The sequence below is a fragment of the Nocardia sp. NPDC004582 genome (genome assembly GCF_053602115.1).
Map to the genome: position 1 here is coordinate 17,844 of NZ_JBSGCY010000021.1, position 18,253 is coordinate 36,096.

General features: G+C 67.8%; 25 protein-coding genes and 7 tRNA genes. 11 read left to right on the forward strand and 21 right to left on the reverse strand.

Annotation, left to right across the window (positions count from 1 at the left end; translation table 11 throughout):
- Nucleotides 1–118: 118 nt before the first annotated feature.
- The 3 genes from ACWELJ_RS09040 (at nucleotide 119) to ACWELJ_RS09050 (ending at nucleotide 2,617) form a co-directional block, all read left to right on the forward strand.
- Nucleotides 119–292 carry a hypothetical protein gene (locus ACWELJ_RS09040; RefSeq protein WP_452365635.1) on the forward strand — a complete coding sequence of 58 codons (174 nt, stop codon included), beginning with the start codon at nucleotides 119–121 and terminating at the stop codon, nucleotides 290–292.
- Nucleotides 293–563: 271 nt separating this feature from the next.
- Nucleotides 564–1,076: an LppP/LprE family lipoprotein gene (locus ACWELJ_RS09045; protein ID WP_452365636.1), complete on the forward strand. Its 513-nt coding sequence runs from the start codon at nucleotides 564–566 to the stop codon at nucleotides 1,074–1,076.
- 626 nt (nucleotides 1,077–1,702) lie between these two features.
- A complete protein-coding gene (locus ACWELJ_RS09050) occupies nucleotides 1,703–2,617 on the forward strand; it encodes a hypothetical protein (protein ID WP_452365637.1) in 915 nt (304 codons plus the stop codon).
- 85 nt (nucleotides 2,618–2,702) lie between these two features.
- Here the strand turns inward: ACWELJ_RS09050 and ACWELJ_RS09055 are convergent, their stop codons facing one another.
- On the reverse strand, nucleotides 2,703–3,050 hold the full coding sequence (locus ACWELJ_RS09055; protein WP_452365638.1) for a hypothetical protein: 348 nt from the start codon (nucleotides 3,048–3,050) through the stop codon (nucleotides 2,703–2,705).
- Between the two features lie 166 nt (nucleotides 3,051–3,216).
- On the opposite strand from ACWELJ_RS09055, the gene ACWELJ_RS09060 reads away from it, so the two are divergent.
- Nucleotides 3,217–3,501 (forward strand): hypothetical protein, encoded by a 285-nt coding sequence (locus ACWELJ_RS09060; RefSeq protein ID WP_452365639.1) that lies wholly within the window; start codon nucleotides 3,217–3,219, stop codon nucleotides 3,499–3,501.
- A gap of 360 nt (nucleotides 3,502–3,861) precedes the next feature.
- On the opposite strand, the gene ACWELJ_RS09065 is transcribed toward ACWELJ_RS09060, so the two are convergent.
- The 3 genes from ACWELJ_RS09065 to ACWELJ_RS09075 all read right to left on the reverse strand — a co-directional run bounded on the left by ACWELJ_RS09065 (nucleotide 3,862) and on the right by ACWELJ_RS09075 (nucleotide 5,870).
- Nucleotides 3,862–4,203, reverse strand: coding sequence for an effector-associated constant component EACC1 (locus tag ACWELJ_RS09065; protein WP_452365640.1), 342 nt, complete (start codon nucleotides 4,201–4,203; stop codon nucleotides 3,862–3,864).
- Between the two features lie 47 nt (nucleotides 4,204–4,250).
- The gene (locus ACWELJ_RS09070; RefSeq protein WP_452365641.1) at nucleotides 4,251–4,616 is read right to left on the reverse strand and encodes a hypothetical protein; all 366 of its coding nucleotides are present in this window, start codon (nucleotides 4,614–4,616) and stop codon (nucleotides 4,251–4,253) included.
- 90 nt (nucleotides 4,617–4,706) lie between these two features.
- Nucleotides 4,707–5,870: a PucR family transcriptional regulator gene (locus ACWELJ_RS09075; protein WP_452365642.1), complete on the reverse strand. Its 1,164-nt coding sequence runs from the start codon at nucleotides 5,868–5,870 to the stop codon at nucleotides 4,707–4,709.
- A 140-nt stretch (nucleotides 5,871–6,010) separates the two neighbouring features.
- On the opposite strand from ACWELJ_RS09075, the gene ACWELJ_RS09080 reads away from it, so the two are divergent.
- Nucleotides 6,011–7,552: an acyl-CoA synthetase gene (locus tag ACWELJ_RS09080; RefSeq protein WP_452365684.1), complete on the forward strand. Its 1,542-nt coding sequence runs from the start codon at nucleotides 6,011–6,013 to the stop codon at nucleotides 7,550–7,552.
- A 39-nt stretch (nucleotides 7,553–7,591) separates the two neighbouring features.
- Here the strand turns inward: ACWELJ_RS09080 and ACWELJ_RS09085 are convergent, their stop codons facing one another.
- The 4 genes from ACWELJ_RS09085 to ACWELJ_RS09100 are packed head-to-tail and all read right to left on the reverse strand — an operon-like array spanning nucleotide 7,592 to nucleotide 9,703.
- A complete protein-coding gene (locus ACWELJ_RS09085; RefSeq protein WP_452365643.1) occupies nucleotides 7,592–8,014 on the reverse strand; it encodes an arsenate reductase ArsC in 423 nt (140 codons plus the stop codon).
- A gap of 15 nt (nucleotides 8,015–8,029) precedes the next feature.
- Nucleotides 8,030–8,746, reverse strand: coding sequence for an aquaporin (locus ACWELJ_RS09090; RefSeq protein ID WP_452365644.1), 717 nt, complete (start codon nucleotides 8,744–8,746; stop codon nucleotides 8,030–8,032).
- Nucleotides 8,743–9,120, reverse strand: coding sequence for an ArsR/SmtB family transcription factor (locus ACWELJ_RS09095; protein ID WP_452365645.1), 378 nt, complete (start codon nucleotides 9,118–9,120; stop codon nucleotides 8,743–8,745). Before ACWELJ_RS09095 ends, ACWELJ_RS09090 begins: the two co-directional genes overlap by 4 nt.
- Nucleotides 9,121–9,172: 52 nt before the next feature.
- Nucleotides 9,173–9,703 carry an ArsI/CadI family heavy metal resistance metalloenzyme gene (locus ACWELJ_RS09100; RefSeq protein WP_452365646.1) on the reverse strand — a complete coding sequence of 177 codons (531 nt, stop codon included), beginning with the start codon at nucleotides 9,701–9,703 and terminating at the stop codon, nucleotides 9,173–9,175.
- Nucleotides 9,704–9,805: 102 nt separating this feature from the next.
- On the opposite strand from ACWELJ_RS09100, the gene ACWELJ_RS09105 reads away from it, so the two are divergent.
- Nucleotides 9,806–10,165: an Rv2640c family ArsR-like transcriptional regulator gene (locus ACWELJ_RS09105; protein WP_452365647.1), complete on the forward strand. Its 360-nt coding sequence runs from the start codon at nucleotides 9,806–9,808 to the stop codon at nucleotides 10,163–10,165.
- A 99-nt stretch (nucleotides 10,166–10,264) separates the two neighbouring features.
- Here the strand turns inward: ACWELJ_RS09105 and ACWELJ_RS09110 are convergent, their stop codons facing one another.
- From ACWELJ_RS09110 to ACWELJ_RS09145, 8 genes are all read right to left on the reverse strand, one after another.
- Nucleotides 10,265–10,879: a class I SAM-dependent methyltransferase gene (locus ACWELJ_RS09110; RefSeq protein ID WP_452365648.1), complete on the reverse strand. Its 615-nt coding sequence runs from the start codon at nucleotides 10,877–10,879 to the stop codon at nucleotides 10,265–10,267.
- Between the two features lie 83 nt (nucleotides 10,880–10,962).
- Complete coding sequence (locus ACWELJ_RS09115; protein WP_452365649.1) at nucleotides 10,963–11,406, reverse strand: nuclear transport factor 2 family protein; 444 nt, start codon at nucleotides 11,404–11,406, stop codon at nucleotides 10,963–10,965.
- 93 nt (nucleotides 11,407–11,499) lie between these two features.
- Nucleotides 11,500–11,572, reverse strand: a tRNA-Gly gene (locus tag ACWELJ_RS09120).
- Nucleotides 11,573–11,697: 125 nt separating this feature from the next.
- Nucleotides 11,698–11,916, reverse strand: a complete 219-nt coding sequence (locus ACWELJ_RS09125; protein ID WP_452365650.1) for a hypothetical protein — start codon at nucleotides 11,914–11,916, stop codon at nucleotides 11,698–11,700.
- A gap of 204 nt (nucleotides 11,917–12,120) precedes the next feature.
- Nucleotides 12,121–12,195, reverse strand: a tRNA-Val gene (locus ACWELJ_RS09130).
- Between the two features lie 17 nt (nucleotides 12,196–12,212).
- Nucleotides 12,213–12,285, reverse strand: a tRNA-Gly gene (locus ACWELJ_RS09135).
- 116 nt (nucleotides 12,286–12,401) lie between these two features.
- Nucleotides 12,402–13,274 (reverse strand): DMT family transporter, encoded by an 873-nt coding sequence (locus tag ACWELJ_RS09140; RefSeq protein ID WP_452365651.1) that lies wholly within the window; start codon nucleotides 13,272–13,274, stop codon nucleotides 12,402–12,404.
- Nucleotides 13,275–13,388: 114 nt separating this feature from the next.
- On the reverse strand, nucleotides 13,389–13,835 hold the full coding sequence (locus ACWELJ_RS09145; RefSeq protein ID WP_452365652.1) for a MarR family winged helix-turn-helix transcriptional regulator: 447 nt from the start codon (nucleotides 13,833–13,835) through the stop codon (nucleotides 13,389–13,391).
- Between the two features lie 162 nt (nucleotides 13,836–13,997).
- On the opposite strand from ACWELJ_RS09145, the gene ACWELJ_RS09150 reads away from it, so the two are divergent.
- A complete protein-coding gene (locus ACWELJ_RS09150; protein ID WP_452365653.1) occupies nucleotides 13,998–14,498 on the forward strand; it encodes a DUF1772 domain-containing protein in 501 nt (166 codons plus the stop codon).
- Here the strand turns inward: ACWELJ_RS09150 and ACWELJ_RS09155 are convergent.
- Entirely contained in the window at nucleotides 14,471–14,821 is a 351-nt protein-coding gene (locus ACWELJ_RS09155; protein ID WP_452365654.1) for a CPBP family intramembrane glutamic endopeptidase, read from the reverse strand. The two genes, ACWELJ_RS09150 and ACWELJ_RS09155, sit on opposite strands and share 28 nt — an antisense overlap.
- Here ACWELJ_RS09155 and ACWELJ_RS09160 point away from each other — a divergent pair.
- On the forward strand, nucleotides 14,820–15,005 hold the full coding sequence (locus ACWELJ_RS09160) for a hypothetical protein (protein WP_452365655.1): 186 nt from the start codon (nucleotides 14,820–14,822) through the stop codon (nucleotides 15,003–15,005). The genes ACWELJ_RS09155 and ACWELJ_RS09160 overlap by 2 nt on opposite strands.
- Nucleotides 15,006–15,172: 167 nt before the next feature.
- Nucleotides 15,173–16,396: a C45 family autoproteolytic acyltransferase/hydolase gene (locus tag ACWELJ_RS09165; protein WP_452365656.1), complete on the forward strand. Its 1,224-nt coding sequence runs from the start codon at nucleotides 15,173–15,175 to the stop codon at nucleotides 16,394–16,396.
- Between the two features lie 51 nt (nucleotides 16,397–16,447).
- Here ACWELJ_RS09165 and ACWELJ_RS09170 read toward each other — a convergent pair.
- The 3 genes from ACWELJ_RS09170 to ACWELJ_RS09180 form a co-directional block, all read right to left on the reverse strand.
- A tRNA-Val gene (locus ACWELJ_RS09170) sits at nucleotides 16,448–16,522 on the reverse strand.
- 25 nt (nucleotides 16,523–16,547) lie between these two features.
- Nucleotides 16,548–16,618 (reverse strand) — tRNA-Cys (locus ACWELJ_RS09175).
- 23 nt (nucleotides 16,619–16,641) lie between these two features.
- A tRNA-Gly gene (locus ACWELJ_RS09180) sits at nucleotides 16,642–16,714 on the reverse strand.
- Between the two features lie 372 nt (nucleotides 16,715–17,086).
- Here ACWELJ_RS09180 and ACWELJ_RS09185 point away from each other — a divergent pair.
- A tRNA-Val gene (locus tag ACWELJ_RS09185) sits at nucleotides 17,087–17,158 on the forward strand.
- 97 nt (nucleotides 17,159–17,255) lie between these two features.
- Here ACWELJ_RS09185 and ACWELJ_RS09190 read toward each other — a convergent pair.
- Entirely contained in the window at nucleotides 17,256–17,735 is a 480-nt protein-coding gene (locus ACWELJ_RS09190) for a hypothetical protein (RefSeq protein WP_452365657.1), read from the reverse strand.
- A gap of 225 nt (nucleotides 17,736–17,960) precedes the next feature.
- Between ACWELJ_RS09190 and ACWELJ_RS09195 the strand changes: the two genes are divergently transcribed.
- Nucleotides 17,961–18,245, forward strand: coding sequence for a hypothetical protein (locus ACWELJ_RS09195; RefSeq protein WP_452365658.1), 285 nt, complete (start codon nucleotides 17,961–17,963; stop codon nucleotides 18,243–18,245).
- Nucleotides 18,246–18,253: the final 8 nt, after the last annotated feature.

The following is an 18,253-nucleotide window of genomic DNA, read 5'->3' on the forward strand; positions in this document are numbered from 1 at the left end:
CTCTGCCGCATACCGCGCTGACCGACCCGGCCAGTGATAGGCAGGCAGGTCGACTGCCCCTGCTGATCCATCACGATATCGACGACACCCGCGAATTCCTCGGCATGGATGGGCGGTCGTGGACGCCAACAATGCTTATGGCGCCGGTATCTACGGCTGCGATCCTCACCGGGTGCTCGACGTGCTCGCCCGGGGGCGAACCCGGACCAAGAGTCGAGGCGAATTACCTTCGCGCCCCGACTTTTTGGGGCATCCGGCCTGCAAGCGTTCCGATAACACCGGCCCGATCTGACCCGATGACCAGTTTGTCCTTCCATTTGGATGGAAGTCGGGGATGACGTGTCGATGCGAGGAGAAATATGAAGGCCAGATCAGTGCTGTTCGCCGTGTTCGCCACCGCCCTGGTGGCGGCCGCGAGCGGGTGCTCCGGCAACTCGTCGACCCCGGCGGCGACTGCGACCACGACAGCGGCCGCATCTCAAACGACGACCATAGCGGCGCAGGGCAATCAGCCGGCTCCGCCGCCTGTCCAGGCCCCGGACAGTCAGGGTGGCAATCCATCTGTGGGCGAAGGCAATTCGCCGCAGGCCGCACCGGCCACCAGTGTCGCGACCGACACGCCGCAGCCCACGGTCGTCCCCGTGACCACGAATTCGGCCCCCAACGGCAGCGGCCACGGAATGTGCTTCGACCTCAATTCCGGGCTCGCCAATTCGGCGATCAAGAGCCTCGCCCCGGCCGGGAACGGCACATGGGGCAATCCGTTCGCGAGCGAAGACCCGATCTCGGCGGGCTGCGATGGCGTACTCACGTGGATGACGGTGGAATCAGGCAATATTCACCCGTACACCCACGTCCTGTTCTTCACCAACGGCACCTACCTGGGTACCGCGACGTCCAAGCCCTACGGCTACACCCAGGTCATCGGAAAGACGGCGAATACCGTCTCGGTGCAGTACAAGTGGGCGAAATCCGATGACGCCCTGTGCTGCCCGACCGGCGGCCCCAGCGTGGTGACCTTCACCCTCTCGGGTGGCAAGGTCGTAGCGAAGGGTCAGTTCCCGCCCAGCAATTGAGTGTCAGGCCGACGCCCGGGCGGGCGAACCCGTCTCGGGCATCGGCGAGGTGGACCGGCAGCGGCGTGCGCGCACGAAAATCATGACGGGCCAAAGATTTCGACGAACAAGCATTACCCCGCGGCATGATTAGGGCAATTAACCGATAGCGGCTGAATTCCTTGATCGCTACCATCGAGTTGGTCGCCGGGCAGACACTCCCAGCAGCTCGAACCGAGGATGGCCCACAATGCGCTGGATGCGATCGAGAGTCTTCGCTGATCCGCCGATGGAACTCACAGACGCGGAACGCAAACGGGGCGAGCGGGCAGCTCGGACAGCGGCCCGCGAAGCACGGAAGTCCCTGGTACGGACAAAGCGGTACCAGTATCGGCGCTACCGGGACAGGGCCGGCGACAGGTATCTGGATTGGCAACAATGGCGCATCACGTATCTCGAGGAATACAGAAGCGGACCCCTCCCCGAGTCCACGAGGGGCGGCATCTCCGCAGGGGACAGCTTCAGCGCGAGCTGACGTCGTGGGTCGATCTGAGCGCGGGATCGTCGCGGCCCGCTTCCAGGCAGGCGATCGCTGACCATGGCGTCCTGCGGGGCGGGTTGCGGGTGTGCCCGTAGGCTAGGGCGGTATGACGCTCGACCAGGTCGTGGCCGAACTCTACGGGCTCCCGCCCGCCGAGTTCGTGGCCGCCCGCACCGAGCGGGTGCGGCAGGCTCGAGACGCCGGGGACAAGGCGCTGGCCGCCGCTATCGGCAAGCTGCGGCGGCCGACGGTCGCCGCGTGGGCGCTGAATCTGCTGGCTCGTGAGGCGAGCGATGACGTCCGCGCACTGCTTGAGGTGGGCGACGCTCTGCGCGATGCCCAGCGGCGACTATCGGCCGAACAGCTGCGCGCCCTCACCACGCAGCGGCAGAAAGTGGTCAACGCCGTCACCCACAAGGCTGCCGAGCTGGCTGCCGGCCGGGGCCAGCGCCTGACCGAAACCGTCCTGCGCGAGATCGGCGCGAGTCTGCAGGCGGCCTTGGCGGATCAGTCGGTCGCCGAGGGGCTGCGCGCTGGAACCCTCACCGCCGCGGCCACTTACGAGGGGTTCGGCCCCGCCGCGCTGACCGCGGTTCCCGACGATGGGCACCGCAGCGTCGAAACACGCTCGACGACAGCCGATCCCACCGCAGATCGCGCGGAGAAACCGGCCGCGCGGACTCGTCGGAGCGCGGATCCCACGGCTGCCGACGAGCCCGCCCCTGATCCGCAGGCCGAGGTGCGGCGCGAGCTCGAGGAAATGCTCACCGAAGTCGAATCCGCCCGCGCCGCTGTGACTTCCGCCCGATCCGACCACGAGACCGCAGCCGCCGATCTCGCCGATCTCGACGACCGCATCGCAGCCCTGCGTGCCGAGCTGACCGAAGCCGAACACCGCCACCGATTCACGGCCGCCACCGAGCGTTCGACTCGCGATGCCCTGCAGCGTGCGCAGAAACACCTGGACGGTGTCGAACGCCGCGTCGAACGTGCCCGAAAGCAATTGACTCCCGGCGTCTGAACGGACCCACGCCGTATCGAGCGCGGCAGCGGTCAGCGCACGCATTCCGAGAACGGGACGAGCGCTGCGCACCGGGACGCCACCGCTATCGATGTGGTGCACCTGTTGTGGGCCGCAGCTGCTCGATAGCTCGCCGCGCCATCGCCCAGACCGCCGCGAACTCCTCGGCCGACATGTGGTCGAGAGCACTGGCCTCGACGTCCCAATCGTTGGCACTGCCCTCCGCGAGCACGCCGTACTTACGCTCGTACGCCTGAACTCCAGCGATCCCCCCATGGTCGCGGGCGTCCATCACCTCCGCAAGCGACGCGGCCATGACAGGCTCACCGTCAGCACCCCGAAGAACAACTTGCCGCTTCGGCCAACCATCCTCATCGAGTTCGATCAAAACCCAGATGCCTTCATCCGCGTAGTAGCCGCGAACCCACCTCATCCGACCAGTATTCCGGCTCTCGCCCGTCACCCAGAAGCGCCCCGACATGCCGCGCTGACCGAACCGGCTGGGGCCGTGCGCTGGAAGTTCAACTGGCAGTACCACTCCGGACCTGGTCGAGCGCCCTGACATGCCGATTCTCGTGCGAGTGGCATAGTCTGCCGCGATGCCCAAGCTCATGTTGTCCAACCCCTTTGCGGAGAAGACGCTCACGGTCTGGCTCGAACCGTGGGGCCGGGACTACTGGATGCGGCCGGGAGATGTCTTCACCATCGAATTCGAGGCGACCGGCGATTCTGAGCCGGCGGATGATGACCCGCCGCCCTTCGAAGTGTCGTGGCTCGATGACGGCATTGTGGTCGGTGTGGTATTCGACAGCATTGTGCGCGATAGGAACGGGCAAGAACTCGTGTGCGGCCACCAGCGGCCTGTTGACCTGGACGGCCGATAGCCCGCGACCACACCCTGGCCGACCGAGGACTAGACGGTGAAACAAACTCGGGCGAATAACCTCGGCGATCTGGCCGAGCAGTGCGACGGCGGCGGCGTCGGAGCTGCCGTCGTCTGGATTCCATCGGAGCGGAGCGCTACCTACACCTGTAGGCAGCGCGCTCCCGCAGCGTTCGAGGCGTGCAGGGGTACCCGACATGCCCGACCCGCCCAGGACCCCAGCCCTTCTGTCCGGAACCTGCCCCCCAACACCACCCGCCGCCTACCCGAATGTCGAGTGGCACACGGTGGAGGTCGAACTGGACAAAACCCCTCCAGGGTGTGCCGCTCGGCGACAACCTTCGGATGTCGTGGGCGGGGGTCAGTCGGGCTTGATCTGGTCGAGGGCTTGTCGCACGGCGTCCTCGGAGATGTCGCCCTTGACCGTGATCTCCGCGTCGCCGATCCGCAGTGTGAATTTGGTTGTGCGGCTGGCGATCCAGGCTGTGACGCAGGTGGTGACCGCGCCCATCAAGGGTGCGGATTCGACCACGAGTTTGATGATTTCCTCCGCGCCGAGTACCTCGGGGAGAGGGTCGCTGTGGATGAGTCGTTTGTGGACGGCGCGCAGGTCGTCGTCTTCCACGATCGCCTCGAACAGTGAGGCCAGTTCGGCGATGTCGTCGTCGGCGTCGGTGATCGAGATGGTGATCGTTGCGGCCACGTGGATCCTCCCCAGTCGGTCTGTGGCCGCAATTCTAGGGCGAACGGTCAATGCGCGCCCGAGTGGCAGTGGGGGACGGGGGGATTCGTGTGGGCGGCGCGGCACCGTCCCGCCGGGGAATCACCCGGGGGACGGTCCGCGCCGTCCGCGCGCCGCTGCCGGCGGTCGCGTTCGATGATGCGCGCCGCGAGGCGGACGACGGCCTCCTCGAGCCGCATGCCCAGCGATTCGGCTCGCAGCGCCGCCAGCTCCAGCACGAATTCCTCCTCGGCGGAGGCGAGGTCGCTCAGGATCTCGTCGAGCGCCATGCCGTCGATGGCCTGCTCGCGGGTCAGATCCCGGCCCGGCAGCCAGCTCAGCACCCACCTGCCCTCGTCGGGACCGGAGACCCGGTGCGCGGTCTCAGGCGTCATGTCACTGGTGATCGCCTGTCCGGAAATACGTAGCGCCATAGCCTTTCACCCCCTCGGAGCTGGACTCCCCGAAAATGTACGGTCCGGCGCTTAACGATCGCTATCGATTTCCTTGCCGCGGCCGACCGCGCGGCGATGCTGGATCGCCCACCACACCTGGAGGGCGGCGCCGGCGGAGCGCAGGTCGACGCCGGCGAGTTCTTCGAACCGGGACAGGCGGTAGCGGACCGTGTTGGGGTGTACGGTGAGCCGCTCGGCGGTGGCGTCCACACGCATCCCCGCGTCGAGGAAGCACGCGGCGGTGTCGACGAGGGTGCGAGCGGAGTCGGTGTCGCCGAGGGGTTCGAGGTAGCGGCGGGCCAGTTCGGCGCCCAGCTCGGTGTCGGCGGCGATCGCGGGCAGCAGGCCGACGCGGTCCAGATCGAGGGGGCCGGTGAGACCGAACAGCTGGGCGGTGGCGAGGACTCGCGTGGCCAGGCGGAAGGAGCGGTCCAGGTCCTCGAGCCGCACGGGAGGGCCGTACGCGATCACGCGGGACCCCGCGAGCTTGCTGGACTTTTCCACAAATCCCGCGACGTCACCGTCGACCGTGGTGACGAATCCGCGCGCGGCCGACAGCCGAGGCGTGATCCCGTGCGGCACAAGGGATGCGGCATTCTCCTCGGGTCGGGTTCGGAAGGCCTGGTACTCACATTGGAGGTCGAGACCGAGCTGTTGGGCGCGAATCTGGAGTTCCGCGGGCCCGAGGACGCCCAGCAGCAGAGCACGGGTCAGCTCGGCCCGGAACTGCTCGTCGTGGCGGGCCAGGGCGATCTCGACCTCGCGGTGGGCAGCGCTGAACGCGATACTCGCCTGGTCGACCAGATCGAGCAGATCGGTGATCGATTCCAGCAACACCCGGTCGGCGACCTTGCACGCCGCGGCGGCAGCGGTCAGCTCGGCCAGGATCTCGCGCACCGCGATGCGCCAGCCGTTCTGGATGTCGGCCAGCGAAACCCCTTGCCGGGCACGGGTTTCACCGAACTCACCGAGAGCGGACAGATCCTCGGCGTCCAGCGGCCGGGAGTCCAGCAACGCCCGCGCCAGGCGCGCGAGGATGGATTCGGTGCTGCGCACGATCGTCGCCGCCGACAGCCGGCCGTAGACGGGCATCTCGGCGCGGGCGCGCTCGACCACGCGCTGGGCCATCTCGGGGCTGTGGTCCAGGACCCGGGAGATCATCCGCTGCTTCGCGGCCGATCGAGTCGCGGTCATGGTGCCCGACCCTACGACTACCGGATTGGAGAAATCAACAAACGGCGGCGCCGGAATTGAACCCTGCTTCCATGGCGCAGGTCACAACCGCCGCGAATACTCGTGACACCGACCACAGTTGTTCGACGAAGGGTTCCCCGATGTACCTGACGCAGGGCTTGCACCGCGCCGTCCAGCAGAATCCGGACGGAATCATGACGATCTGCGGTGAGCGCACCCGCACCAACCGGGAGGTCCTGGCGCGGGTGGCGCGGCTGGCCGGAGCGCTGCGCGGCCTGGGTGTCGAGCCGGGGGACCGGGTGGCCATGCTGTCGCTCAATTCGGACCGCTACCACGAATACCTGCTCGCGGTGCCGTGGGCGGACGCGGTGCTCAACCCGGTCAACATCCGCTGGAGCGCCGCGGAGATCGCCTACAGCCTGGCCGATTCCGACAGCCGAGTGCTGCTCGTCGACGACGCCTTCGCTCCGCTGGTCCCCGCCCTGCGCGAGCGGTTCGAGGACCTGGCCACCGTGATCCACTGCGGCGACGGCCCGACCCCGGACGGCTTGCTCGCCTACGAGGACCTGATCGCCGCCGATCCCATCCCCGATGCCCGTCGCGGCGGGGACGCGCTGGCCGGAGTCTTCTACACCGGCGGCACCACGGGATTCCCCAAGGGCGTCATGCTCAGTCACGCGAACCTGGTGACCTCCGCCCTCGGTGGCGTCGCCACCGGCTACCTGATGGCCGAGAACGCGGTGTTCCTGCATGCCGCGCCGATGTTCCACCTGGCGGACCTGGCCGGTTGGCAGGGGGTGCTGATGACCGGTGGCACGCACGTCATGATCCCGGCCTTCGACCCGGCCGCGGTGCTCGCCGCGATCGAGCGGCACCGGGTGAGCTCGAGCGTGCTGGTTCCGGTCATGATCCAGTTGCTCGCCGATCATCCCGGCGCGTCCGAACGTGACCTGTCCAGCGTCGAGCACCTCATGTACGGGGCCTCGCCGATCTCGGAGGCGGTGCTGGAGCGGGCGATGCGCCTGTTCCCCCGGGCGGGTTTCACCCAGGCCTACGGTCAGACCGAGGCGGCGCCGATCATCACCCTGCTCGGACCCGGCGAGCACCGTGCGGGGCGGCTGCGGTCCGCGGGAAAGTCGGTGCCCCACAGCGAAGTCCGCATCCTGGGCGCGGACGGCGAGGAGCTCCCCGCCGGTGAGGTCGGTGAAGTCGTCACGCGAGGTGGCCACGTCATGCTCGGCTACTGGAACAAGCCCGAGGAAACCGCGGCGGCGGTCCGTGGCGGCTGGCTCCACACCGGCGACGGGGGCTACCTCGATGCCGAGGGCTACCTTCACATCGTCGACCGCTTGAAGGACATGATCGTCACCGGCGGCGAGAACGTGTACTCCGCCGAAGTCGAGAACGCCGTCGCCGCGCACCCCGCGGTCGCGGCGGTCGCGGTGATCGGTGTCCCCGACCAGGAGTGGGGCGAACGGGTGCACGCCGTGATCGTGTGCGCGCCGGGCCGGACGGTCACCGCCGCCGAGATTCGCGATCACGCCAAACAGCTCATCGCCTCCTACAAGGCTCCGCGCACCGTCGACATCGTCGCGGCCCTGCCCGTGTCGGGAGCGGGGAAGATCCTGAAACGCGAACTGCGGGAACAGTACTGGGGCGCGGAATCGCGCCTGGTGCACTGACCTCGGGTCACGGCGCAGGCGACCGCACGACGAGCGAACTCATCGCCGATCCGCCCCCGGAGCTGTCAACTCCGCGATGAGTTGTTCCACCCGGGCGCGGATTTCGTCGCGAATGGGCCGCACGGCCGCCACACCCTTGCCGGCCGGATCGTCCAGGGTCCAATCGCGGTAGTCGACGCCGGGGAAGTAGGGGCAGGTGTCGCCGCAACCCATGGTGACGACGACCGTGGAGGTCTGCACCGTGTCCGGGGTGAGGACCTTCGGTGCCTGGGCGGTGATGTCGATGCCCAGTTCGGCCATGGCCTCGACCGCGGCCGGGTTGATGGTGTCGGCGGGCGCGGTTCCGGCCGAGCGGACTTCGATGGCGTCCCCGGCCAGGTGGGCCAGAAAGCCCTGCGCCATCTGGGAGCGGCCCGCGTTGTGGACGCAGACGAACAGGACGCTCGGCTTGACGGAGGTCATGGTGGACAGGGCCTTTCAGGCGGTCGGAACGTCGAGCGCGGCGCGCTCGGCCGTGGTGGTGTCGGGATACAAGGCGCCTGCCAGCGCGAATCCGAGTGCTGCCCCGAGGAACTGAGCGGCGATGAACGCCGGCGCCGAGGCGGGCGCGATACCGGCGAAGGTGTCGGAGAAGATCCGGCCCACGGTGACGGCGGGATTGGCGAAACTGGTCGAACTGGTGAACCAGTACGCCGCCCCGATGTAAGCCGCCACCGCGACCGCCGCCAGCGCGGCACGGCCGGTGCGGACCAGCGCGAAGATGACGGCGATGAGCCCGGCGGTGGCCACCACCTCACCGACCAGATGACCGGTGCTGACCCGGTGATGGGTCGAGATCTGCACCGCCCGCTGATCGAACATGATGTTGGCCAGCACCGCCCCGGCGATACCGCCCGGCACCTGCACGCCGATGTAGGCGAGCATCCCGCCGGTGGTGAGACCGGTGCCGAGGCGGCGGCCCGCCCACCAATCGGCCACCGAGACAACAGGATTGAAATGCGCCCCCGAGACCGGCCCGAGGATCAGGATCAGGACCCCGAGCCCGAACACGGTGGCGGTCGAGTTCTCCAGCAACTGCAGCCCGACATCGTGCGCGGACAGCTGCTGCGCCGCGATGCCGGACCCGACGACCACGCACACCAGCAGTCCGGTGCCGACGAACTCTGCCAGCAACCGCCGGGCCAACGGGCTCATCGGGCGGCCGCCTCGGGGAGCGCGATGTCCAGCAGCGACGACAGCTGTCGCAGCGCATCGGGCTCGACGCGGTAGTACACCCACGAGCCGCGCCGCTCACTCGACAGCAATCCGGCTTCCCGCAGCACCTTCAGATGGTGGGAAATGGTCGGCTGGGAGACGTCGAACCCGTCGGAGATATCGCACACGCAGGCTTCCTGGCCGACATGGCTGGCGATCACCGACAACAGCCGCAACCGCACCGGATCCGACAACGCCTTGAACACCGCCGCCAACTCGGCGGCGGCCGACGAGGTCAAGGGCTGCCGGGCCAGGGGAGTGACCTCGCACCCGGGTCCGGTCACCGCGGTCAGCGGCAATTCTCGTTTCGACACACGTCGATATTGACGGTTGTCGAAGTCATGCGCAAGCGAACGAACAGCTAAATCAGCCGCAGCAGGATTGGCCCGAAGCGACGGCCTCGGCCTTCGCGGTGCTGCCGCAGCAGGCTCCTTCCGCGGCGGCCTCCTCCGCGGTTCCGCAGCAGACCGCCATGGCCTGCGCGTCCGTCGCCGGCTCCCCGGACGTGAGAACCGGTGCCGTGCCGAAGGTTTCGCTGTCGGCCAGCACGGTGTACACCTCCCACCGTTCGGCGTCGGGCGCGGTCACCCACACCTTGTCCTGGGTGGCGAAGCAACAGGTGGTGGCGATCTGCTCCTCGGTGAACATTCCCGCCTCGGACAAACGGGCGATCTCGCCGTGGACCTGCTCGCTCGATTCCACCTCGACCCCGAGGTGGTTGAGGCTGCCGCCGTGACCTGGGTTCTCGATCAGGACCAGCTTGAGCGGTGGCTCGGCGACGGCGAAGTTGGCGTACCCCGGCTTGCGCTTGGCGGGCTCGGTCTTGAACAGGGTCGAGTAGAACGCGACCGCCTGATCGAGGTCGTCGACGTTGAGGGCGAGCTGGACGCGGGACATGGGACCATACCTCCACTTGTGCGACATATGTCGAAGAACTGGTGTGACCGAGTCTGCGCCACTTCTTCGACATATGTCAAGAAGGTGGGTAGGGTTGATCGCATGCCCAAGGCGCTACCCGTGATCGACATGTCCGCCCCCGTCTGCTGCGCCCCGGTCGCCGCGGCCCCGGTCGACGACGCCGCCGCCCTCGAAATCGCCCTGCGGCTCAAGGCGATCGCCGACCCGGCCCGGGTGAAACTGCTGTCCCTGCTGCTCACCAGCCCCCTCGGCGAGGAGAACACCGGCGATCTCGCCGAGTCGGTCGGCCTGGCCGAATCGACCGTCAGCCACCACCTCGGCCAGCTGAAGAAGGCGGGCCTGATCGAATCCGAACGCCGAGGCATGAACACCTTCCACCGCGCCCACCGCGCCGCCCTGTCAGCCCTGTGCCTGGTCCTCGACCCGAACTGCTGCCGCTGACACCCGCACCGGCGCACTGGCTTTCGAAGGTATCGAGCCCGCGTCAGGGCGGCAAGAACCGTTGTCGGTGTGAGCCGGTGCTGCTGGGCGTTTTCGCGATCAGTTCGCGCGGGAGAACACGGCCACCAGGAAGTCCGAGTCGGCGGTGAAGGGCCGGAGGTCCCACGTCGAGAGCAGCAGATCCGGTGTGAGCCCGGCGGTTTCGGCGTCGGCGAGGAACTGCGTGAACTCGTAGCCGCGGTCCGCGCCGAAGCCGATGACCGCGCGGCCGCCGGGGGCGAGGTGGCCGGCGAAGGCGGACAGGACCGTCCGGCGGGTGGAGGGCGCCAGGAACGCCATCACATTGCCCGCGCAGGCGATCGCGTCGAAGCCGGCGGGGACCCCGCGGCCGGGGAGGTCCAGTTCGGCCAGGTCGCCGACCAGCCAGACCGGGCCGGGGTGGTCGTGCTCGGCCGCGGCGATCAGCACCGGATCGACATCGACTCCCACCACGTCGTGACCCGCGCGGTGCAGGTGGCCGCCGACCCGGCCCGGTCCGCAGCCCGCGTCCAGGACACGGCTGCCGCGCGGGAGCATGGCGTCGATGAGGCGGGCCTCGCCGACGATGTCGGTGCCCTCGGCGGCCAGGGTGCGGAAGCGCTCGACGTAGCGGGTCGAATGGGCGGGATCGGCGGCGATGATCTCTTCCCACTGGCTGGGCGTGCGTCCGGTCATGGTCTGGACCTCCTCGCTCGGGGCGCGTCCGGTTCACTCTGCCAGTTCGGGAATCGCGCCTTCGAACGTCCCCCGCCGCCGCGCTACGCCAGTCGCGTGGGGAGCGGGGCGAGGGCGTAGTTCCGCCAGACGTAGTTGTCCATCTGGTGCTGGTCACCGGAGAGGTTCACGACGCGGTCGACCTTGCCGTCGGCGGTGAAATGCCAGACGAGCGCCCACATGGTGTCGACCTTGCCTTCCCCGGCGGTGGAATAGCCGCGGTGAATGTCGACCACGTATTCGTCATTGGCTTCGAGGAAGAAGGTCTCGGCCTTCATCCCCGCGGCGGAGAGCTGATTGAAGAATTCCACGACCTCGCCGACACCGTGCTTGGTGCCCGACAGCGGGTGATGGCCGGGAATGGTCCAGCTGATGTCCGCGGTGAGGACGGCCCGCATCCCGTCGAGGTCGTAGCGGGCGTAGGCGTCGAAGAAGGCGGCGATGGCGGCGATCTTCGGATCCTGTTCGGTCACAACGTGTGTCGTCATATCCGCAGGTTATTGCCGGGAGTCGGCGGGGAGAAGGATCGATTCGCGATGGACCCGGAACGGATCGTTATCAATCGATCGAGACTTCGGTTGAGCGGATGACGAGATTCGAACTCGCGACCCTCACCTTGGCAAGGTGATGCGCTACCAGCTGCGCTACATCCGCGTGCTCACCCGGCCTTGTGGGCCGATCGGCTTGCGGGACAGAACATTAGCGTATGGGTGGGTGGGTAAGGCAAATCGCCTGGAACCGAGGCCACGGCACGTGGCTTCCGCCCGTCCATGGCCGATTCATCGATGGTGGTGAACTGGTCGGTGCTGACGGGCCGTGGTCGGTTGGTGCGCGCCGCCGCGCTCGATACGGCTGGCGATCAGCACCCAGATCGCCAGGGCCACGAGGGTGGACAGGATGATCGCGGTTCCTATCGCCACTCCGGTTCCGGTGTAGCCGGGCAGGCCATCGACGGCCCAAACGCCGGCTGCGACGTTATCGAACAGCGCTGTGTTCATATCGCCCTCCCGAGCAAGCCCCCGCCATCGATGATGCGCTGAAAAACGCCCATCGGACCAGATCTTGACGAGATCAGTACGCCCGGTCAGGGCGGATCTCCCCACGAGGGGACGGCTCCGGGGCGCTGCGGCGGCGTCGCCTCTTCCGGGAACGGCGGACAGCAGAAAGGCCCGGCGGGAGCCGGGCCTGATCTGGTCTCTCTGTGGTGCGCGATACTGGGATTGAACCAGTGACCTCTTCCGTGTCAGGGAAGCGCTCTCCCGCTGAGCTAATCGCGCGGGTAAATCCCCCTTTGAGCGGATGACGAGATTCGAACTCGCGACCCTCACCTTGGCAAGGTGATGCGCTACCAGCTGCGCTACATCCGCGTGCTCACCCGGCCTTGTGGGCCGATCGGCTTGCGGGACAGAACATTAGCGTATGGGTGGGTGGGTTATGCAAATCGCCAGGAAAACGGGCGATTTCGGGCATGCCGGGGTGCCGGTCAGTCGGTCTCGGGCAGCGGTCCGGCCAGCGGCGCGGCCTGGGCGCGGGAAAGGCGCACCGCCGCAACACACATGACGACCACCGAGGCGGCGACGAAGGCGGTGCCGACCGGGCCGGAACGCAGCCGCTCGTCGAGGACCGTCATGCCGAGGAAGGCCGCACCGAGCGGCTCGGCGACGGTGAACGCGGGCAGCGAGGCCGACAGCGGGCCCACCTGGTAGCCACGCTGTTGCAGATACAGCCCCAGCAGGCCGCAGGCGGCCAGGACGTAGAGCTCCCAGCTCGTCAGGGCGGTCCCGATGCTGATCGTGAACAGCTGGGTGACGTTCTCGGTGAGGGCGGCCGAGACGCCGAACAGCAGACCGGCCGCCGTGCCCAGCAGCAGGGCCTGCAGGGTCGGCACGCGCACGGTGGTCGCCACCACGACGCTGACCGCGATGACGCCGGCCGTCAGTCCCAGTGGCAGCGTCCAGCGATGCCAGGGCGCCTCGGTGACCCCCTCGGTCGGCTCCCCGACCACCAGAAAGCAGGCCAGCGCGATCGACAACGCCGCCGCCTGCGCCCACATCACCGTCGTCACCCGCCGCCCGCTGTAATGCGCGGCCAAGGGCAGCGCGAACACCAGCGCCGTCACCAGGATCGGCTGCACCACCAGCACCGACCCCAGGGCCAGCGCCGCCACCTGGAATCCGAAGCCGCCCGCGTCACCGATCACCCCGGCCACCCATCGCGGATTGCGAATCAGTTTGGCCAGCAACGCATCCCCCTCGGGGACGTCGGCCGCCGCCCGCTGCTGCGCCACCGCCGACACCGCGAACAACACCGCGCCGACGAACGCGCACACCACCGCTGCCACAGGTAGGTCTCCCACCTGATCAAGTCTGCCCGACAAGGTCATCCTGGTCAGTTGGCGGGGCCGTCGGGCGAGGCCCGGAATGGGAGCTCGGACCACCGCGCCACTCGGCCCGCTCCCGGCGGATCCGGGTCAGTCGATCTCGTCGGCCCAGGCTTGGAGTCCGGCCAGAAACCCGCGGCGCTGCGTCGCCGTCAGCCGCGCCATCGCCCGCAGCAGCGCGTCCGAGCGCCGGTTGATGAAGGTTGCCACATCGTCGCGGCGGTCCTCGGGCAGCGACAGCAGGGTGCGGCGGTTGTCGGCGGGGTCGTTGTGGCGGCGCAGCCACCCGGCCCGGTTCAGCTCCCCGGCAAGCTGACTGGCGTTGGTCAGGCTGATGCCCAGCCGGCGGGCCAGATCGCTCACGCTGAGGCTGCCCGCGGCCAGCACCTGCGCCAGCACCGCGCCGTGCCGATTGCCGAGCCCGCCGGCGTCGAAGGATTCGCGCAACGCGGCCGGCATATCCCCGTGTGCGCGCCGGAAATGCGTGGCGATCAGGGGTGCGAGCGCCTCCAGTTGCCGCTGGTGTTCCGCACTCACCGGTGCGCCCGCGGCGTCCGCCGCTCGCTGTGGCCGAGGCACGAACCCCTCCGATCGATGTCGTACTGCCGTCTTGACAGATCCAGGATACAGGTTCGAAGATCTGAACTATTCGGAAAACTGAACCAACAGGAGACGGCGATCTCCGCGAAAGGCTCACCCATGCGCACTCGACTGCTCACCGCGGCCGCCCTGCTCACCACCGGATATCTGTGCGGCGCCTTCGGATACGGATTGATCAACGTCGCGCAGGCGTTCAAGACGGTGCCGCTGGACGTGCGGTTCACCTTCCACACCGCCCTGATGAAGGTCAATGGACCCGTCATGCAATCGGCGATGGGCATGGCCGCGCTCACCGCACTGCTGCTGGCGATCTACAGCGGGGGAGTCGTGCGCCGCTGGGCCGCAACGGCTTTCGGCCTCGTCGTCACGTCGTTCGTGATCACCCGATTCGGCAATGTCCCGATCAACGGCAAGATCAAACAGTGGGCCGTCGGCCCGCGCCCCGACGACTACGCCCAGATCCTGCACCGCTGGGAGCTGTTCCACATCGCCCGCACCGGCACGGCGCTGCTGGCCTTCCTGATCATCATCGCCATCGCCGTATTCGCTCAGCCCGCCGCCGCGGACCGGAATCAGGCGGTTCTGGCCGCCCCCAACTGAATTCGCGCGGCCGGGGCGGCGCCGTGATAGAAATGCCGCCCCAGCCCGACGGTGAACACCAGAATCCCGTACGCGGCATGCTCCACCGATGCCGTGAACAGCGACCGCGTGCGCAGGTACCGCGCCGCGAACAACCACCCGCCCACACTGCTGGCCGCCACCGAGAACCAGCTCCCGAACACGATGTGCGCATACCCGAATGCCGCCGCGCTCGCCGCCACCATCGCCCGGCCCTCACCGAAGACCGGCGCGTACCGATGGAAGACGAACGACCGGAAGATCAGTTCCTGCGGATACACGCTCAATGCCGGATACAACACCATGACCGCCAGCCAGATCAGCGGATTGCGCCGCGGCAGATCGAACAGATCCTCCCGCCGCAGCAATGCCGTGGCCGCGGTCGCCGAGGGTTATCGCGCCACCATCGTCTCGGGCGAGGTCGTACTGCGCGACGGTGCGGACACCGGCGCCCGCCCGGGAGCCCTGATCCGGCTCCCAGCGCGGTAGCTGGCACTGCGGGAGCTGTGCGCGCAGGCCAGGCCCCGCGGGGTCCGGCCGGTATCGATCCCGGTGCACGATAACCGGATCAGATGACCGATGCCCCGATCGTGACCTTCGCTCGAATTGGTTGCGATACGTTTGCTGGACAGGATTCGGCAACCGGGAGGTTCGCGATGATCTCTGAGGATTCGTATCTACTCGCCCCGGTCGTGGGCGATTTCATGTCGGTGCGGGCGGTGACGGTCCGGGGCGGCGACGAGGAGATCGGCGCCGATCTGGCCCGGCTCGGCCGTTCGGATTTCGGCGCCCTGATCGCGCCGTACAGCGACCCGGTGTACGCGCAGGCCCGGCGCGTCTACCTGGAACGCAATCATCCGGCGCTGGCGGCGCGGGCTCGCGGCGTGGCATCGGTGTTCGGCGTCCCGGTCGACGGCGACGAATTCGACACCACCGCGGTCGGATACGACATCCCGGGCGGCCCGGCCTGCTCGGCGGTGTGGTTCCCGCCGTCGGTCACCACCACCGGGCGGCCGCTGTTCGGCCGGAACATGGACTGGTTCCCCCTGCCGCTGAGCACCACCACCGGCATGGCGCCGGGCCCCGACGAGCACCCGTCCTGCTCCCGGACCGTGCTGATCACCACCGCAGGCGAATCCGGCCGCGCGGTGGCGCAATTGGGCTGCCACGACCTGATCAACCCCGGATACGACGGCGTCAACGACGCGGGCCTGATCATGGCGCTGCTGGTCGATCACACCGCGCCCGGCAATCCGGGCGCCAGCGGCTCGGGCTTCCTCGACCACGGCCTGTCGTCCATGCAGCTGGCCGGCTACGTGCTCGAGACCGCGACCACCGTCGCCGAGGCCAAACGCGCCCTGCTGACCCAGCACATCTTCGTGCCGGTCGCGGAAAGCCAGCACTGGCTCATCGCCGACGCCCACGGCGCGGCCACGGTCTTCGAAATCGACCGCACCTCACGCCAGTACCGTTTCACCGACGCCCCCGGCGACGCGCCGTTCATCATCACCAACCACGCCCTGCACACCTATCCGGGCATCGACACCTTCCCGCAGGTGGATCCGGGACGTGAGCACGACTCCTTCGTCCGCTACCGCATGCTGGCCGACGCCATCGCCGCGCACGACGGGCCGTGGAGCCCCGACGATATCGACGCCCTGCTCGATGTCGTGCTGTGCGCGTTCGTCGACAACACCGCCGCCGGCGTCAGCGGCGGGCTGCCCGAGCGCACGCTGTGGAACTACGTGGCCGACCCGGTCGACCGCAGCTACCGCTTCCGGTTCTATCAGCGCGATCTGGGCCCCGAACCGGGCACCAACCACATGCGGGTGCAGCGCACCGATCACCTCGACTGGAGTCTGGACAAGGCGCTGGCCTGACCCGGAAACGCAGAAAGGCCCGGCGCGAGCCGGGCCTGATCTGTTCAAAAATGGTGCGCGATACTGGGATTGAACCAGTGACCTCTTCCGTGTCAGGGAAGCGCTCTCCCGCTGAGCTAATCGCGCGGGTCTTGTGCTCTTCAAAAAGAAGAGGCGGCGACGGGAATCGAACCCGTGTGCACGGCTTTGCAGGCCGTTGCCTCACCACTCGGCCACACCGCCAAGCAGGCCGTGTTGGCCCCTCGAGCGGATGACGGGATTCGAACCCGCGACCCTCACCTTGGCAAGGTGATGCGCTACCAGCTGCGCTACATCCGCATTTCGTCCCGGGCGCCTTTCGGCTGTCCCGCTGACGAGAGAGAACATTAGCCGACGATCTGCGCAGGTAACAAATCGCCTGGTAGACAGGGGTAAATATGAACTACAGGCATGTGGTTTCACCGGTCGGCCCACTCACTCGCGACCGCGCGAACACGAATCACCCACATCTCACCCCGTCGTGGCGACGCCCCCGTGTCGCCCCGGCAACATCCCGGTGAAACCTCACCCGCCCCACCCTCCCCGATAACCTCCCTTTTACGCCGTTGTGCACGCGATTTGGTGTGATGCCAGCCGGGTGTGTAATCTTCATTCTCGTTCGAGCGGCACCGCGAAACGCCACTCCGAACTGTCGCCTCGGCGACGAGACCCGGTTCTATAGCTCAGCGGGAGAGCACTCGCTTCACACGCGAGGGGTCGCTGGTTCGATCCCAGCTAGAACCACAGGAAACGGCCGGTCATTGCAGGTACTGCAATGACCGGCCGTTTTTTCGTGCACTATCGCGGGCGGCACCGTACCGTCCACCGACCCACTGGTCGATCAGAGCTGCGTGTGCCCGGAGCCGGTGAGGATGATCAGCGGCATCATCAGCATGCCGAGGATGTCGTTTGCGGTGCATTGGGCCGAGGCGCTGGAGCTGCCGGTCGGCTGGCTGCCGCAGTTCTGCACCGTCATGGACTTGGTCGACGAGCCCTGCGTGGCGGTGAGGCTGTAGACGCCTTCGGGAAGCTTCGAGCGATAGACGTACTGGATGATCCCGGTGCCGGTCGTGGATCCGGCTTGCGGGGTGAACGTGCCGAGGTTCTGCCCGTTCAAGGTGATCGTGACCGGTGTCAGGGCGTCCGCGCCGCTGGTGGCCACCGAGATCGTGCAGGTACTGGTTGCCGCCTCGCATCCACCGAGGCCGTCGTAGATCTGTGTCAGATTCACATGGTCGACCGCGGCCGACGCCGATGCCGCCGCGACGACCGGAATCGCCAGCATGGCCACCGTGGCGGCGGCCCAACTCATTTGCCTCATCTGTACTTTCCCGTTGGAGGTGACGTTGCCGGCACCTGAGGTGCCGGCCCCGACGGTAGCCGCGTGGCGAGGCCCCGCGCGTACGAATTGAAAAGCTGGTACTTCAATATGCTCCACGCTTCACATGTGCGCCATGCGCCGCCCGTAGAAGTATGGGCGTTTCACCTGTCGATCCGACGACTACCGTTGCGGCTCAGAAGGTTTCGCTATGGAAGGTGAGGCGGTATGACGCGCGCGCTGGTGAAGTCGGCGGTGGCGGCCGGCTTGTCCGGGGGAGTCTTGTTCTCCGGGCTGGGAGTGGCCGCGACCGCTGCCGCCGAGACGCCGGTCGCGGATGCGGGCTCGGCCACGCTCGTACAGACCGGGTCCGGAACCGGTTCGGCGGGGTTCGATCTCGGGACGGCGATGCTGCTGTGCAAGCTCACCGGCGGTGACTACCGGCTCTCCATCGGCATGTTGACCGGGCCCAGTGGGTGTCTCGGCGGCATGCTCGGGATTCCGAAGCTCTGATCCGGACC

Coding starts and splice junctions, on each gene's coding strand:
- ACWELJ_RS09060 (WP_452365639.1), top strand. CDS start 3,217: ATGCCCAAGCTCATGTTGTCCAACCCCTTTGCGGAGAAGACGCTCACG.
- ACWELJ_RS09070 (WP_452365641.1), bottom strand. CDS start 4,616: ATGACGCCTGAGACCGCGCACCGGGTCTCCGGTCCCGACGAGGGCAGG.
- ACWELJ_RS09150 (WP_452365653.1), top strand. CDS start 13,998: ATGCGCACTCGACTGCTCACCGCGGCCGCCCTGCTCACCACCGGATAT.
- ACWELJ_RS09080 (WP_452365684.1), top strand. CDS start 6,011: ATGTACCTGACGCAGGGCTTGCACCGCGCCGTCCAGCAGAATCCGGAC.
- ACWELJ_RS09055 (WP_452365638.1), bottom strand. CDS start 3,050: ATGAGGTGGGTTCGCGGCTACTACGCGGATGAAGGCATCTGGGTTTTG.
- ACWELJ_RS09075 (WP_452365642.1), bottom strand. CDS start 5,870: ATGACCGCGACTCGATCGGCCGCGAAGCAGCGGATGATCTCCCGGGTC.
- ACWELJ_RS09105 (WP_452365647.1), top strand. CDS start 9,806: ATGCCCAAGGCGCTACCCGTGATCGACATGTCCGCCCCCGTCTGCTGC.
- ACWELJ_RS09050 (WP_452365637.1), top strand. CDS start 1,703: ATGACGCTCGACCAGGTCGTGGCCGAACTCTACGGGCTCCCGCCCGCC.
- ACWELJ_RS09195 (WP_452365658.1), top strand. CDS start 17,961: ATGACGCGCGCGCTGGTGAAGTCGGCGGTGGCGGCCGGCTTGTCCGGG.
- ACWELJ_RS09190 (WP_452365657.1), bottom strand. CDS start 17,735: ATGAGGCAAATGAGTTGGGCCGCCGCCACGGTGGCCATGCTGGCGATT.
- ACWELJ_RS09165 (WP_452365656.1), top strand. CDS start 15,173: ATGATCTCTGAGGATTCGTATCTACTCGCCCCGGTCGTGGGCGATTTC.
- ACWELJ_RS09115 (WP_452365649.1), bottom strand. CDS start 11,406: ATGACGACACACGTTGTGACCGAACAGGATCCGAAGATCGCCGCCATC.
- ACWELJ_RS09155 (WP_452365654.1), bottom strand. CDS start 14,821: ATGGTGTTGTATCCGGCATTGAGCGTGTATCCGCAGGAACTGATCTTC.
- ACWELJ_RS09100 (WP_452365646.1), bottom strand. CDS start 9,703: ATGTCCCGCGTCCAGCTCGCCCTCAACGTCGACGACCTCGATCAGGCG.
- ACWELJ_RS09125 (WP_452365650.1), bottom strand. CDS start 11,916: ATGAACACAGCGCTGTTCGATAACGTCGCAGCCGGCGTTTGGGCCGTC.
- ACWELJ_RS09090 (WP_452365644.1), bottom strand. CDS start 8,746: ATGAGCCCGTTGGCCCGGCGGTTGCTGGCAGAGTTCGTCGGCACCGGA.
- ACWELJ_RS09160 (WP_452365655.1), top strand. CDS start 14,820: ATGACCGCCAGCCAGATCAGCGGATTGCGCCGCGGCAGATCGAACAGA.
- ACWELJ_RS09110 (WP_452365648.1), bottom strand. CDS start 10,879: ATGACCGGACGCACGCCCAGCCAGTGGGAAGAGATCATCGCCGCCGAT.
- ACWELJ_RS09085 (WP_452365643.1), bottom strand. CDS start 8,014: ATGACCTCCGTCAAGCCGAGCGTCCTGTTCGTCTGCGTCCACAACGCG.